Origin of the sequence: Roseicyclus sp. (genome assembly GCF_018402035.1) — a bacterium.
Lineage (GTDB): Bacteria > Pseudomonadota > Alphaproteobacteria > Rhodobacterales > Rhodobacteraceae > Roseicyclus.
The window spans coordinates 497,474-514,808 of record NZ_JAGYJN010000001.1; the positions used below are offsets into that span (position 1 = coordinate 497,474).

Consider the following 17,335-nt stretch of genomic DNA (forward strand, 5'->3'; position numbering starts at 1 on the left):
TTAGCTAGTCGTCAAAACGCTTAGCCGCACCGCGATAGGCAGAGCCCGCGATACGGCCCACGGCAAAAAGGGTTAGCATGCGCATCTTTCCGATCATCACCGCGACACTTGTTTGTATCGCGATCTTCTTTGCCGTTTTTCAACGCGAGACTTTGGTGAACCTCGCCGCTCGCTTTGGCCCGCAAGACACCATCCCGACCGAGGACCAAGGTGGCGTCGTTGTGCAAGAGACAGCGCAAGCTGATGCAGCCGATACGCGGGTACATGTCTTGGTGCGCCGCTCGACCGCGCAGATTACCGAGAATGCCGTGCCTTTGCGTGGCCGGACCGAGGCGATGCGCGCCGTAACGGTGGCCGCCGAAACGGCGGGGCGGATCATCTCGACCCCGATCCGCGCCGGTGCCTATGTCGAAACGGGTACGGTCTTGTGCCAGATCGACCCCGGCACACGGCTGACCGCGCGCGAGGAGGCTTTGGCCGCCCTTGAATCCGCCCGCGCCCGCCTGCCCGAGGCCGAGGCGCAATTGGCCGGTGCGCGCGCGCAACTGACCGCAGCCGAGATCGACGCCAATGCCGCCTCACAACTCAGCGCATCCGGCTTTGCCTCTGAAACCCGCGCCGCAGGGGCCGAAGCCGTGCGCGAAGGCGCGCTGGCGGGTATCCAATCAGGCGAGGCAGGCGTGGCGCAAGCACGCTCGGGCATCCGCTCGGCCGAGGCGGCGGTGACGCGCGCGCAAGAAGAGATTGACCGGCTGACCATCATGGCCCCTTTCGCGGGTTATCTTGAGACCGACACCGCCGAATTGGGCAGCCTCCTGCAACCCGGTAGCCCCTGTGCAAGGATCATCCAGCTCGACCCGATCAAGCTGGTTGGGTTTGTCCCCGAAGCACAGGTTGACCGCGTGACGGTCGGTGCCATCGCCGGTGCGCGGCTGGCCTCGGGGCGCGACGCGATGGGTGAGGTGAGCTTTGTCAGCCGCTCGGCCGATGAGCGCACCCGCACCTTCCGTGTCGAGATCACGGTGCCAAACCCCGATGTGGCGATCCGCGATGGCCAGACCGCGGATATCTTGATCCGCTCGGCGGGTATTCCCGCGCATCTTTTGCCCGCCTCAGCGATGACGCTTGATGATAGCGGCACTTTGGGCGTGCGCACCGTGATCGATGGCGTGGTGCAATTCGTGCCTGTCCGCATGCTACGCGACACGGCCAATGGTGTGTGGCTGACGGGGCTTGCCGAAACGGCAGAGGTGATCGTTGTGGGCCAAGAATTCGTCACCGATGGTGTCGCGGTGCGTGTGAGTTATGACGAGGTGACGCAATGACAGGCTTGATCGATTGGGCCGCCAGCCGTGCGCGCATGGTCGTGGCCTTCGTGGTGCTCTCGCTGGTCGTGGGCACCGCCGCCTATGTGGGCCTTCCGAAAGAGGGTGAACCCGATATCGATATTCCGGGGCTTTTCGTCTCGGTTCCCTTTCCCGGCATTTCCGCCGAGGATAGCGAGCGTCTGCTCGTCCGCCCGATGGAGGCGGAGTTTCAAGATCTCGACGGTCTGACCACCATCACCGCCACCGCCGCCGAAGGCTTTGCCGGGATTTTCGTCGAGTTCGAGTTTGGCTGGGATAAATCGGCCACCATCGCCGATTTGCGCGACGCCATGGGCCGCGCGCAGGCGCAATTCCCCGCAGGTGCCGAAAGCTATTCCGTCAGCGAGATCAATTTCTCGGAGTTTCCGATCATCATCGTCGCCCTGTCAGGCGACGCGCCCGAGCGCACGCTGATCCGTCTGGCCACCGAGATGCAGACAGCGCTTGAGGCGCTGACGCCGGTGCTGGAAGCAGGTCTTGCCGGCACGCGCGACGAGATGCTCGAGGTCATCCTCGACCCGCTCGCGCTTGAGGCTTATGACGTCACCGCCGCCGATCTGATCGGGGCCGTGGTCAACAATAACCAACTCATCGCCGCAGGCGAGGTGACGACCGAAGGCGGGGCGATCTCGGTCAAGATCCCCGCAAGCTTCGATGGACCAGCCGATGTCTATAACCTGCCGATTACGGTCAATGGCGACCGCGTTGTCACCTTGGGCGAATTGGCCGAGATCAGACTAACCTATGAGGACCGCACCGGCACTGCACGTTTCAACGGCGAGCCGACCGTGGCCCTGCAAGTGGTCAAGCGCCAAGGCTTCAACATCATGGACACCGCCGCCCTTGTGCGCGCCACGGTCGATGATGTGCGCAGCACATGGCCCGAAGAGTTGCAACAATCGGTGCATGTTGACACCACGCTGGACCAATCGGTGACCGTGGCCGACATGGTGCGCCAACTCGAAGGGTCGGTCTTGACCGCCATCGCGCTGGTCATGGTGGTGGTCTTGGCCGCCCTTGGCACGCGGTCGGCCATGTTGGTGGGCTTTGCGATCCCCACATCCTTCATGCTGGCCTTCGTGCTCTTGGGCATCATGGGGGTGCCGATCTCGAACATCGTGATGTTCGGCCTGATCTTGGCCGTCGGCATGCTGGTCGATGGCGCGGTTGTGGTGGTGGAATATGCCGATAAGCGGCTGCAAGCCGGCGCGCGGCCCATGCAGGCCTATACGGATGCGGCCAAACGGATGTTCTGGCCGGTCGTGGCCTCGACCGCCACCACGCTCTGCGCCTTTTTGCCGATGCTCTTTTGGCCCGGCGTGCCGGGTGAATTCATGGGCATGCTGCCTGTGACGATGATCTTCGTGCTCTCGGCCTCGCTGATCGTGGCCTTGGTCTATCTGCCGGTTTTGGGCGGTGTGGCCGCTCGGTTCACGCGGCTCACTGACAGGGCAAGCGCCGTGACCCTGGCGCTGGTGCCGTGGTATGCCGCGCGTGTCGCGATCACGCTTGTGGTGGCTTACCTCATGTTCATGGCCGCGATGCAGATGATCAACCCCGGTGTGCTGATCGATATGCCCGCCGATGCCGCGCCAATGATCCGCATGGCACCGGGGGCAATCTTGTTCGTACTGGCAGCGACCGCCATGTCGGCGATGATGGGCACGCTTGCGCCCGCCACCCGCACCGCCCGTGTCGAAGCGGGCTATCGCCGCACGCCCTTTGGCCATGTGATCCATGCCATCGTCGGCAACCCGGTGATGCCGCTGGTCTCAATCGGGGCGGTCATCGGTTTTGTGATCTGGACCTTCGCCTATTTCGGCGAGAACAATAACGGCGTCGAGTTCTTCGTCGAAAGCGAGCCTGAGAACGCCATCGTCTATGTGCGCGCGCGCGGCAACCTGTCGGTCACCGAGAAAGACGCAATCGTGCGTCAGGTCGAGGCGCTGGTCATCGATACCGAGGGCGTGCGCGATGTCTTTGCCTTTGCGGGCGACGGCGGGTTGAACAACAACACCGGCGGTGTGGCGGCCCCCGTCGACACAATCGGCCAGATCCAGCTTGACCTCGAGCCTTGGGGCCAACGCCCCGATGGCGATCTGATCCTTGCCCGCCTGCAAGAGCGCCTTGACCAATTGCCCGGTATCGCGACCGAGATCTTTTCGCAATCGCGCGGGCCTGCCAGCGGCAAGCCGCTGCACCTGCGCCTGTCGGGCGATAATTGGGACGAGCTGCAAGCCGCAGCCCATATCGCGCGGGGCTATTTCAACACGCTGCCCGGCCTGACGCTGGTCGAAGATACCCTGCCCCTGCCCGGTATCGATTGGCAGATCGATGTCGATGTCGAGGCGGCGGGCCGTTTTGGCGCGGATGTGGCGACCGTAGGCGCGATGGTGCAGCTGGTCACGCGCGGGATCTTGCTTGATACGATGCGGGTGCCGACCTCGGATGAAGAGATCGAGATCCGCGTGCGCTTTCCCGAAGAGGCGCGCGTTCTCTCGACGCTCGACACCTTGCGCGTGCGCACCCGCGACGGGCTGGTGCCCTTGTCGAACTTCGTGCGCTACACCCCTGCCCCGCAACTGGCCGAGATCAACCGTATCGACCAAAGCCGCGTGTTGGATGTGAAAGCCGATGTGCTGACAGGGCTTTACCGCATTGAAGATGGCGATGGCACCGCGCTGGCCTATGCCTTTGACGCGGCCGATAGCACCAGCGCGGCAGCGCCCGATTTCAGCGCCACTGGCCGCGATTGGCAGATCTTTCAGCGCTTGGGCGAGCAAACCACCGATCAGCTTGCCAATGGGCTGACACTTGGGGCCTATCTGGCGGTGCCAATCAATGCCAATGAGCGCATTGCCGTGGTCAGCGCATGGTTGGCCGAACAATCCCCCCTGCCCCTTTCGGTCAGTTGGGAATGGGCCGGCGATCAAGAGGAACAGGCCGAAAGCCAAGCTTTCCTTGGCCAAGCCTTCGGTGCCGCACTTGGGCTGATGTTCATCATTTTGCTCGCGCAGTTCAACTCGGTCTATAACTCTGTGCTGGTGCTTTTGGCGGTGATCTTGTCCACCGCCGGTGTGCTGATCGGCATGTTGGTGATGGATCAATCCTTCTCCATCATCATGACCGGCACAGGCATCGTGGCGCTAGCGGGCATCGTGGTGAACAACAACATCGTCTTGATCGACACCTATCAAGAATACGCCCGCTACATGCCCCGGCTCGAGGCGATCACCCGCACGGTCGAGGCGCGTATCCGCCCTGTGCTATTGACCACCATCACCACCATGGCCGGTCTGACACCGATGATGTTCGGCATCAGCCTCGATTTCGGCAATGGCGGCTATACCGTCGATAGCCCCACGGCATTGTGGTGGAAACAACTGGCCACTGCCGTGGTCTTTGGGCTTGGGATCGCGACCGTGCTGACGCTGGTCTTTACCCCCTCGCTCTTGGCGTTGCGGATTTGGTTCTGGACGATCATGGGATGGGTCGCGCGCGCCTTGGCACGAATGGGCGCGGACAAGATGAGCCGCAGCGCACAGGATTGGGCGCTGAACCGCCAAGCGCGCAGGCTCCACAACCCGATGATCTTTTGGGATGAAGATCCGAGGGCGGAGATGGCCACCGTCGCAGACCCGCCAAGCGGCGAAGACCAAACCGACCCGCTTACCCCACCGCTGCGCGCCGCTGAATAAGCGAAGGGGGGGCAGATCCCCCCTTCGCTTTTCGTGAAATACGCACAAGACCAATAGGCACAAATGGCAAGGCTGGGCGCGATTTTTCGTACGAAAAATCGCATCCTTGCGCCGCGGCGCGTTACGCTGCGGCGTGTTTGCGCGCGCCCAGCATCGGGCCGAGGTAACGCCCCGTATGGCTCGCCGTGACCGTCGCCACCGTCTCGGGCGTGCCAACGGCCACGATCTCACCGCCGCCATCCCCCCCTTCGGGGCCGATATCGATGATCCAATCAGCGGTCTTGATCACATCAAGGTTGTGCTCGATCACCACCATGGAATTGCCCTGATCGACCAACTCATGCAGCACTTCGAGCAGCTTTTTCACATCCTCGAAATGCAGCCCCGTGGTCGGTTCATCCAAGATGTAAAGTGTGCGCCCCGTCGAACGCTTGGCCAATTCCTTGGACAGCTTGACGCGCTGCGCCTCACCGCCTGAAAGCGTCGTCGCTTGCTGGCCCACCTTGATATAGCCAAGGCCCACCCGCACCAGCGCATCCATTTTCTCGCGGATCGACGGCACGGCCTTGAAGAACTCTTGCGCGTCCTCAACGGTCATATCCAGCACATCGGCGATGGATTTGCCTTTGAACTGCACCTCCAGCGTTTCGCGGTTGTAGCGCTTGCCCTTGCAGGTCTCGCAGGTGACATAGACATCGGGCAGGAAATGCATCTCGATCTTGATCACCCCATCGCCTTGGCACGCCTCGCAGCGCCCGCCCTTGACGTTGAAGGAAAACCGCCCCGGCTTATAGCCGCGCGCCTTGGCCTCGGGCAGGCCCGCGAACCAATCGCGGATGGGTGTGAACGCGCCCGTGTAGGTCGCAGGATTGCTGCGCGGCGTGCGCCCGATGGGGCGTTGATCGATATCGATCACCTTATCGAGATATTCGAACCCCTTGATCGTCTCGCAAGGTGCGGGGGTCTCGCGCGCGCCGTTGAGCTTGACGGCAGCATTTTTGTAAAGCGTCTCGATGGTAAGCGTGGATTTGCCGCCCCCCGACACGCCGGTCACACAGACGAATTTGCCCAAGGGAAATTCAGCCGTCACATCGCGCAGGTTGTTGCCCGTGGCCTTGACCACGGTCAGCGCCTTGCCATTACCCTTGCGCCGCTCGGTAGGCACCGCGATCTCACGCGTGCCAGACAGGTATTGCCCGGTGATCGAGGCGGGATCGGCGATGATCTCCTCCGGGGTGCCTTGGGCCACGATCCGGCCCCCATGCACACCCGCCCCCGGACCGATGTCAAAGACGTAATCGGCCTCGCGGATGGCTTCTTCATCATGCTCGACGACGATCACCGTATTACCCTGATCGCGCAGGTTCTTGAGCGTGGTCAAAAGCCGATCATTATCGCGCTGGTGCAACCCGATGGAGGGTTCATCGAGCACGTATAGCACGCCCGTCAGACCCGAGCCGATCTGGCTGGCCAGCCGAATACGCTGACTTTCGCCGCCCGACAGCGTGCCCGCATTGCGCGCAAGTGTCAGGTAATCGAGACCCACATTGTTCAAGAACCCAAGCCGCTCTCGGATTTCCTTGAGGATGGCGCGCGCGATCTCGTTTTTCTGGACGCTCAGGCTGGCAGGCACCGCTTCGCACCAAGCAAAGGCCTCGCGGATCGACATCTGCACCACCTCGCCTGCATGCATGCCCGCGATCTTGACGGCCAGCGCCTCGGGGCGCAGGCGATAGCCGCCGCAAGCGCCACAGGGGCGGTTGTTGTGATACTGCTCGAATTCTTCGCGAATCCATGTGCTATCGGTCTCGCGGTAGCGGCGCTCCATATTGGGGATCACCCCCTCGAAGCTGCGCTTGACCTGATAGACGCGCCCCCCCTCATCATAACGAAAGGGGATCTCTTCCTCGCCCGAGCCGTGCAAGAACACCTGCTGCACGGCATCTGGAAGGTCTTTCCACGCCGCTTTCGCGTCAAAGCCGTAATGGCGCGCGATGGCTTGGATCGTCTGGGTGAAATAGGGCGACTTCCCCTTTCGCCACGGCGCGATGGCCCCGTTCTCAAGGCTGAGCGTGACATCGGGCACCATCAGGCGCTCGTCAAAGAACAGCTCCGCCCCCAAGCCGTCACAAACCGGACAGGCCCCGAATGGCGCGTTGAAGGAAAACAGCCGCGGCTCGATCTCGGGGATGGTGAAGCCCGAAACGGGGCAAGCAAAGTTTTCCGAAAATGTGATGCGCATCGGCTCTTCAGCCTCTCCCGAGGCCTGTTCGCCGGGCGATAAGGAGGCGGACGCCTCCGAAGAGCTGCGCGAAGCAATCTCTAGCACCGCGATGCCGTCGGCCAGATCAAGCGCCGTGCGGAAACTATCGGCAAGCCGCGCCTCGCTGCCCGCGCGCACCACGATCCGGTCCACCACAACATCGATATCATGGCGGAATTTCTTGTCGAGCGTGGGCGGCTCATCGAGCTCATAGAACTGGCCATCGACCTTGACCCGCTGAAAGCCCTGCTTGCGCAGCTCCATGAATTCCTTGCGGTATTCGCCTTTGCGGTCACGCACGATAGGGGCGAGCAGATAGGCGCGCGTCCCCTCCTCCAGCGCCATGACGCGATCAACCATATCTTGGACCTGCTGCGCCTCGATGGGCAGGCCGGTGGTCGGGCTATAGGGCGTGCCGGCGCGCGCAAAAAGCAGGCGCAGATAGTCATAGATCTCGGTCACCGTGCCCACGGTCGAGCGCGGGTTTTTCGATGTCGTCTTTTGCTCGATGGAAATCGCGGGCGACAGGCCCGAGATGTGATCGACATCGGGCTTTTGCATCATGTCGAGGAATTGGCGCGCATAGGCCGAAAGGCTTTCGACATAGCGCCGCTGCCCCTCGGCATAAATCGTGTCAAAGGCAAGCGACGACTTGCCCGATCCCGACAGCCCGGTGATCACCACCAGCTTGTCGCGCGGGATGTCGAGGTCGATATTCTTGAGGTTGTGCTCGCGCGCGCCGCGCACCTCGATCTGCTTCATCTCGGGCATGGTTGGGCCTGTCATTAACCGGTCAGTAAGAGATAGGCGAAGGTGCCCGAGTCTCCAATGAAAAAATAAGAACTTTTAGCGAACATTTACCAATATGGCAGCGCGATATGCGATTGCCGTGACGAGCGCCCCGAAAACCCCCACCGCAATCGCCAAGGGTAGGCTGGCCCCCGCCCCCAAGGCCGCCAAAACCGGGGTGCCGGCGAATGTGCCGATATTGCCAAGCTGGGCCAAGGCACCATTGGCCAGCGCGCGGGTATCCTCGGTCTGGTTCAACCATGGCACGGCGGCAAAGCTACCCCCCGCCACCAAACCCGAGATGAGCATCGCCAACACCGACAAGCCCGCCGCCCCAGCAGGCCATACCAAGCCCAGGGCAAAAACCAAAGCCATCAGGCCAAAGCCACAAGCCACCAAGGCACCCGGCGCGATGAACCGCGCCAAGACGCCCGCGCCCAATGATCCGACGATGCCGACGACCGGCAGGATCGGTGCCAGCCACAAAGCCCCCAGCGCCGTAGGGAGATAGGTGACAGCGGCCAGAAACAAGAAGGCGTAGATGCCATGGCCCAACGCGGGCGCAAAAAGCCGTGGGTTGGTGTAGATCACAAGGTGATCGGAAAGTTGCGGGGGCGCGCGGCGCGCCACGGCTGCGCGCGGCAGCATCCACCACAGCAACACGCCAAAAAGCGCACAAAGCGCGCCATGCACCGCATAGACGGGGGGTGCCTGATCACCAATGACAAGGGCGGCCAGCGCGAAACCAACGCCGAAAAACGTGGCCCAAAGCCCCATGACCAAGCCACGCGCACGCGGCGCGGCCAGCCCCGCCATCAGCGTGGGGATGGCCACAACCAGCACCAGATGCCCTGCCCCCTCGACAACGCGCAGTGCCATGAGGATGGGAAAGGGCGGCAAAAGCGCCTGCGCGCCACCCGCCAGCGCCGACAGGCCCAGCGCCGCCAAGATCGCACGGCGCGGCCCTATGCTGGCCGTCAGCCCGCCCGCCATGACGCCGAAAATGATCCCCATCACCGCCACGCCCGAAACGGCGAAAGCCACGGGCCAGCCGGGATAGGCCAAGGCCAAGGGGCCAAGGGTCAGCGAGATCTTGGCAAACTGCCCGGCAGCCAGCAGCCCCGCGCCGTAAAGCGCTGCGATCAGCGCCCAAGGCGTGCGGATCGGCAGATGGGGCGCGCTCTGGTTCATGGCGTCTGCTTGACCGGGCGCAAGGGCGCGGTCAAGCGCGACAGATCACAGGTGGATCACGCGGCCATAGGCATCAAGCACCGATTCATGCATCATTTCCGACAGCGTCGGATGCGGGAACACGGTTTCCATCAGATCGGCCTCGGTGGTTTCGAGCTTTTGACCGATGACATAGCCTTGGATCAACTCCGTCACCTCGGCCCCGATCATATGCGCGCCCAACAGCTCGCCTGTTTTGGCGTCGAAGACGGTCTTGATCATCCCCTCGGGCTCGCCCAGCGCGATGGCCTTGCCATTGCCGATGAAGGGGAAGCGGCCGACCTTGACCTGATAGCCCCGTTCCTTGGCCTTGGCCTCGGTCAGGCCGACGGAGGCCACCTGCGGATGGCAATAGGTGCAGCCTGCGATTTGTTCTGGTTTCACGGGGTGCGGATGGCCGCCCGCGATCAACTCGGCCACCATCACGCCCTCATGGCTGGCCTTATGCGCAAGCCACGGGCCGTTGGTGGCGTCACCAATAACATAAAGCCCCTCGACACCCGTGCGGCAATACTCGTCGGTAACGACAAAGCTGCGGTCGATCTTGACGCCCAGCGCCTCGAGGCCGAGGTTCTCGGTATTGGCCACGATCCCCACGGCGGAAATGACCGTGTCGAAATCATGTGTCTCGATCTTGCCATCCACCTCGATATGCGCGGTCACCTTGTCAGCGGTGCGGTCGAGTTTCTTGACCATGGCCTTGACCATGATCTTCATCCCCTGTTTCTCAAAGGACTTCTTGGCAAAGGCCGAGATCTCGGCATCTTCCACGGGCAAGATGCGGTCCATCACCTCGACCACGGTGGTATCAGCGCCCAGCGTGCTGTAGAAATTGGCAAATTCGATCCCGATCGCGCCTGAGCCGATCACCAGCAATTTCTTGGGCATATGCGGCGGCACAAGCGCATGCTTGTAGGTCCAGACGCGCTTGCCATCGGCCTCCAGCCCCGGCAATTCGCGCGCCCGTGCGCCGGTGGCAAGGATGATGTGCTTGGCGGTCAGATCTTCGGTGCCCTTGTCGGTCTTGACGCTGACGCGGCCCTTGGCGGGGATGGTGGCCACGCCCATGACGACGGTCACCTTGTTTTTCTTCATCAAATGGCCGACGCCGGAATTGAGCTGCTTGGCCACATTGCGCGAGCGTTTGACAACCGCGTCGAGGTCATAGCTGATATTCTCGGCTTTGAGCCCAAACTCAGCCGCGCGGTGCATCAGGTGGAACACCTCGGACGAGCGCAGCATCGCCTTGGTCGGGATACAGCCCCAGTTGAGGCAAATGCCCCCCATATGCTCGCGCTCGACGATGGCCACTTTTAGGCCCAACTGGCTGGCGCGGATCGCGGCCACATAGCCGCCGGGGCCTGCACCGATCACGATGACGTCGAATGTTTGAGATGCCACGGGTTACTCTCCTCCGGATTCCCATTTGTTCAACGTTAAACAAATTTTGCGCCGCGCGACAATCGGCGTTGGGTCGCAGGCCGGTTTGCACGCAGCGCAAAGCTCACCGGCACAGGGGCCGGCGAAAAACCCGGGTTTTTCGCGTGGGAAAACCCGGGTTTTCCCGCGCCTCGCCTCAAGCGTTCTGTAATTCTTGCACGATCGCGCCATAGCCGCCGGACGCGAGAAAGACGTCCTCCTGCGGGGTCGAGGTGCGGCCCAGCGCGGCATTGCGATAGGGAAAGCGGCCATAGCGGCGGATCACTTCGCGATGCGCGCGCGCATGCAGCAGGTTATCACCCGTGGCCATGCGCGCCTTGAACAAGCGCACACTGCGATCTTGGTCGGTCAGCATTTCGGAATGCATGAAAGGCAGGTAAAAGAATTGCCGCATCGGCTCGGCCACGCGCAGATCCCAGCCATGGTTGAGCGCGCTGGCCGCGATGCGCAGGGCGCGCGCGTCGGAGGCAAAGGCGCGCGGGCTGTCGCGGAACATGTTGCGCGGGAACTGGTCGGTCAGGACGATCAGCCCCAACGCCCCTTTTGGCCCCATCGCCCAGTGATCGCAGCCGCCTGCGCAGGCCAGATCCCATAGCGCGCCGAAACGGTCGCGGATCGTGCGGTCGAAAGGCGCATCTTGTCGATACCAGCTTTCCGGCCCGGCCTCTTGCCAGAAGGTGAGCACCTCTCCCGCCCTGTTCTGCACCGTTGTCCTCATCGGACAGATCCTTTCCTGACCGTCTTAGCTTTTCGTCGTCTCTGCGCGGCTTTCGGCCTCGCTGGCTTCTGTCGCCTCAACATAAAGCTCTTGCGCGGTCTCAACCGCAACAGGCGATGCGCCGGGCAAGATATTTGGATAGGAGACCGCCTCGTGATCCTTGTCGCCCGCATAGGCCGAGGGGCGGCGCGTCATGCGCCATAGCCCATAGGCCGAGGTCAGGAACAAAAACAGCGCCATGATCAGCCAATATCCCCCGGTTCCAAAATAGGACATGACCAGACCCGCCAGTGGCGGACCCGCGATTGCGCCCAAGCCATTGAGAAAGATCAACCCGCCCGAGGCCGATGGCATCTCTTCGGGAGAGAGGTAGTCATTGGTATAGGCAATCAAGAGCGCGTAAAGCGGTTGCGACAGCCCGCCGACCAAACCCGCCACCACCATCAGGAAAACAAAGCTCTCGGCAAAGGCATAGCCGCCGATACCCACGAAACCGGCCAAGGCGGCGCTGGCCACGATCATTACACGCCGGTCGATCCGATCCGAGAGCCACCCCATTGGGTATTGCATGACGATGGCACCAAGAAAGATCACCGACATAAAGAGCGAGATCTGCCCAAGGCTCAGGCCCATTTTGGTGGCATAGACAGACCCCATGCCAAACTGCATCGCATAGACCGCCCCCATCAACAGCATGCCCACCGTGCCAAAGGGCGAGGCGCGGTAAAGCGAGAGCAAGCTCATCGGGCGCGAGGCCTGAAAGGCGGGAGCGGGCTGCACCGACAAAAGGATCGGCGCAAAGCTGATCGACACAAGGATCGAGGGGATGATGAACAGCAAAAAGCCTGACGGGTCGCCCGCCGACAAGATGCCTTGGCCCGCGACCAGCCCAAACATCTGCACCAGCACATAGGTCGAAAGCGATTGCCCCCGTGTGGTATTCGTGGAGGCATCGTTGAGCCAGCTTTCAGCGGTCACATAGACCCCCGACAGGCTGAAGCCCAAGATCACGCGCAGCACCATCCAAGCATAGGGATCGGTCAGCACCGGGTAGCTGATCAGCGTGGCCGAAATCAGCGAGCCCAGCGCCGCAAAGACGCGCACATGACCCACCTTGGCGATAAAGACCGGTGCAAAGCGTGATCCGCCCAAGAAACCCACGAAATAGGCCGAGGCGATAAAGGACAGCTCAAAGGTCGAGAACCCCTCGATCGCGCCGCGCACACCCATCAACGAGCCCTGCAAGCCATTGCCGATCTGCAACAAGAACATACCCAGCAGCAGCGGCCATGACAGACGCAGAACACTGATCATTGAAACGGCCTTTCTTTTGGTCTCGCCGAAAGCTTGGCGACCGAATTGCCCCCCGGTCTGTCACATCTGCGACGGAATCAGGAGAGAGGCGTCACCATAGGAAAAGAAACGGTAGCTGTCCTTGATCGCATGGGCATAGATCTCGCGCACGCGGTCTTGACCCATCAAGGCCGAGACCAGCATCATCAGCGTCGATTTGGGCAGGTGGAAATTGGTCACCAACCCATCGGTGATTTTCCAGCGGTAGCCGGGATAGATAAAGATATCGGTCTTGCCCTCATAGGCGCGCATGGTGCCATCGGCATCGGCGACGGTCTCAATGAGCCGCAGGGCCGTGGTGCCGACGGGAATGATGCGCCCACCCGCCTTGCTGGTGGCGTTCATCTCGGCGGCGGCTTGTTCGCGCACCTCGCCCCATTCGGCATGCATGCGGTGGGTGGTGACGTCATCGACCGTCACGGGAAGAAAGGTTCCCGCCCCGACATGCAAGGTGACAAAGGTAAAATCGACCCCCGCCTGCCCCAAGGCCGCGACCAAGGCTTCGTCGAAATGGAGGCTGGCGGTGGGGGCCGCGACCGCGCCCGCGCGCTTGGCCCAGATCGTTTGATAATCCTCGCGGTCGCGTGCATCGGGCGCGCGCTTGCCCGCGATATAGGGTGGCAAGGGCATGGCCCCTGACGCGTTGAGCGCCGTGTCGAAATCATCGCCCGTCAGGTTGAACCGCAGCCGCAGCCCTTCATCCATCGCTGTAACTTCGGCGGATAGATCATTGGAAAAAATAATCCTTTCGCCAACAGCTAGCTTCCGCATCGGCTTGGCCAGCGCGCTCCATGTGCCATCGGCTTGCGGCTCCATCAGCGTGACTTCGATCTTGGCGGTGACTGCGCCTTGCGCGCTTTGGCGCGTGCGATGGCCGGTCAGCCGCGCCGGGATCACGCGGGTATCGTTCAGGATCAAACGATCACCAGCCCGCAAAATCTGGGGTAGATCATAGACATGGCGGTCATGGGTCACGGCCCCATCAGCATGCAGCAGACGCGCCGATGAACGTGGCCGCGCGGGCCGTGTCGCAATCAGCGCCTCGGGCAGGTCGAAATCGAAATCTTCAAGCTTCATGAGGGCCACATCAGTTCGGCGGCGGGCTGCGAAAAATCTCGCGGAACACACCGGGGGTAAGAATCGACAACGGGTTGACCGTGACCTGCGGGTCTTCGGCACTTCCCGTCAAGTTATAGGCGAAACCGAACAAGCCCTCGCGCCGCCCGCTTAGAATGGCCCCAAACAACCCGTTGACCGCGTTCAAAGGTGAGATCACCCCCGACATATCCAATTGCCGCGCGCGCAGATCATAGGTGCCATCGAGCGACAGCCCAATCGAGGGGCCGATCGCTACACCTTCGGTCAAGATCAACTGCGTGGGTGTGATGCGAAATCGCGCCTCGACATTGCCCAGGCCCATCCCCTCGGCACCAAGCTGTTCGATCAGCCCAACGACCGAGATGATATTGAGCAATTCGGCCATGACAGGCGCGTTGCGCAGCCTTGGGCCATCGATGCGCAATTGTCCGTCGTAATTTCCCTGCGTGCCAGAGGCTTGCAAGATCAGTTCCATCGCGCCGCCGCGCGCGGATTGAAAGATCCCCGCCGCGCGCAGCACTTGGCCGCCATCATCGGCATTGATGCGCACCGCAGGGCCCGCCGCCACGCTGACCAAGGTGCCAGTAACCGGGGCCTCACCGTTGACGCGGCCACGAAACTGCCCCGAAAGCCCGCCTTGGGTGGTCAGATCGGCGATCAGCGGGCTGATGGCGATGCCTTCGGTCACTTGCAGCCGGTCAAGCGTGGCGGTGATCGGCCCCCCCTCAAGGCGCGGGCCACCTTGCGCGATTTGCGGCGCACCGCGCAGATCGAGCGTGCCGCCGGTGATCTCGATGGCCGGTGCCTGCGCGCCCCCGCGCGGCACAAGCGCGCCTGTCACATCCAGCCATGATCCGAGCCGGAACCGATCCGCACGAAGCCGTTGAAAGCCGCCATCATCGTCCAAGGCGATCCGCCCCGAAAAATCGAGCCCATCAACCGCAATCGCCAAAAGCGTCACCGCCGGATCAGGGCCAAGCTGGACCTCGGCCACCAAGCTGCCGCTGCGATCACGCCCCTGTTGCCAGCCCAAGGGCGGCAAAGCCAGACGCGCGCCGGCCAGATCGGATGTGATACGCAAGCTGGGGGCCGCATCATCGGGCAGATCAAGGGTGATCTCGGCCACGGTTTCGCCTTGCAGCATCCAATCGGGCAGCGCGACGCCAAACCGCGCGAGGCTGTCGCGGCGCAAGCGTGTTTGCGCCACAACCTGCGAGCGGCGCGCGGCGTCAGGGCCAATATCGCGCATCCATTGGCCCGAGAGCGCGACACCATCAAGCTGCGCGTCCCCCGCAATACGCAGGGTTGCGTCATCCAAGGTGACGTCAAGCCGGTCCGCCGTCAGCCGCCGACCGGGTATCAGCTCATCTGCCACCACATGTGTTACCTGCCCCGTCACGCTAACTTGCGCCTGACCGCGCCCCTCTTGGGCTATCAGCCGGGTCGCAATGCGGGCATTGGCCATAACTTGCCCCGTGCCCAGCCGGTCGGGCGTCATCGCCCCCTCGGCCATCAGCCGCACGGGTGGCGCGCGCAAAAGCGTCAGCACATCGCCCAAAGCCCCCGCCAGCGCCAGATCGATCACCGCCTCGGGTCCGGGCTGGCGTGTATCGGCAATCTGCATCACCGACCCCGCAAATGAGACCGCGCCGCCGGTTTCGGCCACCATCTGCCCCGCATCAAGCCGCAGGGCCAATTGCGCATCCACAAGGCTGACATACCCCGCCGCACCCGTGATGGGTGGCATCTGTGGCAACACGCGAAGATTGGCCTGCGCAAAGCTCAGCCCAAGCGCGCTCCGCACGGGCGCGTCGGGCGTGGCGCGCAAGGAAAAGGTGATATTCGATAAGACGCCATCCGCGACATTGGTTTCCAACCAGCCCCGCGTCACCGGTGCATGGATGGGCGGCCAATAGGCCAGCACCTCGGCCGTGTCGGCCGCGGGCAGCGCCAGATCAAGCGCGATATCCAGCCCGCCCGCGACCGCAGCGATATGGCCGCTGCCGCGCAAGATATGCGCGCCATAGCCAACCACGGCTTGGCCAATCTCGATGTGCAATGCCGGTGCAAGGGCCAGCCGCAAATCGATTTGCGCGGTGTCGAGGGCAACGGGGCCCGCCATCCCTTCGACCGCCGCGATGGTGATATCGGACAGGGCAAACTGGCCGGTATAGCCGCGGCCATCGGGCAAAAGATCGGCATGGCCATTGCCCTGAAAGCGCAACAGCGATGCGGCAAGATCAAAGCGGTCAAAGGCGATGCGCGCGCGCGCCGCATCATAGCGCAACCCGATCTGAAGCGCGTCAAAAGCGATGGGCGCTGCATCATAGCTTGGGCGGAACTGGCCCGCGCCGATATCAAGGCGCACGGCAAGATCACCCACCGCGCCATCATCAGACAGCTGCCCCTCGAGCATGCCCGAGATCGGCGCGCGCATCAGATCAACCCAAGCCAGCGCCGGGCCGAATGTGGCGATATCGCGCGCGGCCAGACCATCGAAGGAAAAGACGGCGCTGGTGGTGCCGCTTTGCGCGCTGCGCGACAAGGCGATGTCGATGGTGGCATCGCGGCTGCCTTCGAGCGCGCCACCCATGCGCAAGGACAGCGCCCCATCCACCCGCTCAAGCCGCATGCGCGCATCGCTCACGCGCATCGTCTGGCCGGTCATCGCATCATCCATTACCAATTCCAGCCCGCGCCCATTGATCGCCTCGAGCCGGGAAAAAACCGGCGAGGCCAGCATGCGATCAAGCCGTGCCAAGCTATCGCCCAGACCGATCTCGCTGGCCATGCCGCCCGCCATCAAGGCCAGATCGATCTGGCCCGTCGCGTCGCGCGCAAGCCTGAGGCCCGCGCCCTGCAGATCGACCCGCACCGGGGCGACATCGCCTTGCAACAAAGCCTCACCCGAGAGGTTGACCACCAGCGCGGGAAAGGCCGCGCGGATCGCGCCATCGAGATCGGTCATGGTAAGATCGCGGATCGTCATATCGAGCCCGTCATCACCCGCCGCGCGGCTGATCTGGATACGCCCGATGGTAACGGTATTGGCCAACATCGCGGCATCGATGCGCGTCGTAATGCGCTCGGTCAGCGCGGCAGGCAAGGTGACAGGCCCGCTGGCCAAGCGTAGCCAAAGCGCGCCTGCCGCGACGATGGGCAAGATCACGACAAAGGCCAAAACAAGCATCATCGCCACAAGCCAGCGCCGCGCCCGTTTGGGCGTGGGTTTGACCTCTGCCTGCTCTGTCGCGATGCCCTGCCCGTCTTGTGTCATCGACCTCGTGCCCATGCGCCCTTTATCTTCGCCGCAAACCGCCTAGCTTGCAAATTGCCCGGCGTTACTGCGCCGATATGCCAGAACCACGCCCAAGACGAG

Annotated in this window: 9 protein-coding genes; 2 read left to right on the forward strand and 7 right to left on the reverse strand. The window is 62.7% G+C overall.

The genetic code is table 11. From position 1 onward, the window contains the following. The first annotated feature begins 77 nt into the window (after window positions 1-77). Window positions 78-1,325 carry an efflux RND transporter periplasmic adaptor subunit gene (locus tag KG698_RS02395; RefSeq protein WP_213683945.1) on the forward strand — a complete coding sequence of 416 codons (1,248 nt, stop codon included), beginning with the start codon at window positions 78-80 and terminating at the stop codon, window positions 1,323-1,325. Beyond that, window positions 1,322-5,065 carry an efflux RND transporter permease subunit gene (locus KG698_RS02400; RefSeq protein WP_213683946.1) on the forward strand — a complete coding sequence of 1,248 codons (3,744 nt, stop codon included), beginning with the start codon at window positions 1,322-1,324 and terminating at the stop codon, window positions 5,063-5,065. Before KG698_RS02395 ends, KG698_RS02400 begins: the two co-directional genes overlap by 4 nt. A gap of 121 nt (window positions 5,066-5,186) precedes the next feature. Here KG698_RS02400 and uvrA read toward each other — a convergent pair whose 3' ends face one another. The 7 genes from uvrA to KG698_RS02435 form a co-directional block, all read right to left on the reverse strand. Next, window positions 5,187-8,099, reverse strand: a complete 2,913-nt coding sequence (uvrA, locus tag KG698_RS02405; protein WP_213683947.1) for an excinuclease ABC subunit UvrA — start codon at window positions 8,097-8,099, stop codon at window positions 5,187-5,189. Window positions 8,100-8,174: 75 nt separating this feature from the next. Further along, complete coding sequence (locus KG698_RS02410; RefSeq protein ID WP_213683948.1) at window positions 8,175-9,308, reverse strand: MFS transporter; 1,134 nt, start codon at window positions 9,306-9,308, stop codon at window positions 8,175-8,177. 45 nt (window positions 9,309-9,353) lie between these two features. Next, window positions 9,354-10,748 (reverse strand): dihydrolipoyl dehydrogenase, encoded by a 1,395-nt coding sequence (lpdA, locus tag KG698_RS02415; protein WP_213683949.1) that lies wholly within the window; start codon window positions 10,746-10,748, stop codon window positions 9,354-9,356. Window positions 10,749-10,923: 175 nt separating this feature from the next. Further along, window positions 10,924-11,505: a DUF924 family protein gene (locus KG698_RS02420; protein ID WP_213683950.1), complete on the reverse strand. Its 582-nt coding sequence runs from the start codon at window positions 11,503-11,505 to the stop codon at window positions 10,924-10,926. Between the two features lie 24 nt (window positions 11,506-11,529). Beyond that, window positions 11,530-12,819: an MFS transporter gene (locus tag KG698_RS02425; protein ID WP_213683951.1), complete on the reverse strand. Its 1,290-nt coding sequence runs from the start codon at window positions 12,817-12,819 to the stop codon at window positions 11,530-11,532. 60 nt (window positions 12,820-12,879) lie between these two features. After that, the gene (gene queA / locus KG698_RS02430) at window positions 12,880-13,935 is read right to left on the reverse strand and encodes a tRNA preQ1(34) S-adenosylmethionine ribosyltransferase-isomerase QueA (RefSeq protein WP_213683952.1); all 1,056 of its coding nucleotides are present in this window, start codon (window positions 13,933-13,935) and stop codon (window positions 12,880-12,882) included. A 10-nt stretch (window positions 13,936-13,945) separates the two neighbouring features. Beyond that, window positions 13,946-17,233 carry an AsmA-like C-terminal region-containing protein gene (locus tag KG698_RS02435; protein ID WP_213683953.1) on the reverse strand — a complete coding sequence of 1,096 codons (3,288 nt, stop codon included), beginning with the start codon at window positions 17,231-17,233 and terminating at the stop codon, window positions 13,946-13,948. Window positions 17,234-17,335: the final 102 nt, after the last annotated feature.

Bases quoted from the DNA above. Each gene is read 5' to 3' on its own strand.
- KG698_RS02395 (WP_213683945.1), top strand. From the start codon at position 78: ATGCGCATCTTTCCGATCATCACCGCGACACTTGTTTGTATCGCGATC.
- KG698_RS02400 (WP_213683946.1), top strand. From the start codon at position 1,322: ATGACAGGCTTGATCGATTGGGCCGCCAGCCGTGCGCGCATGGTCGTG.
- uvrA (WP_213683947.1), bottom strand. From the start codon at position 8,099: ATGCCCGAGATGAAGCAGATCGAGGTGCGCGGCGCGCGCGAGCACAAC.
- KG698_RS02410 (WP_213683948.1), bottom strand. From the start codon at position 9,308: ATGAACCAGAGCGCGCCCCATCTGCCGATCCGCACGCCTTGGGCGCTG.
- KG698_RS02420 (WP_213683950.1), bottom strand. From the start codon at position 11,505: ATGAGGACAACGGTGCAGAACAGGGCGGGAGAGGTGCTCACCTTCTGG.
- KG698_RS02425 (WP_213683951.1), bottom strand. From the start codon at position 12,819: ATGATCAGTGTTCTGCGTCTGTCATGGCCGCTGCTGCTGGGTATGTTC.
- queA (WP_213683952.1), bottom strand. From the start codon at position 13,935: ATGAAGCTTGAAGATTTCGATTTCGACCTGCCCGAGGCGCTGATTGCG.
- KG698_RS02435 (WP_213683953.1), bottom strand. From the start codon at position 17,233: ATGACACAAGACGGGCAGGGCATCGCGACAGAGCAGGCAGAGGTCAAA.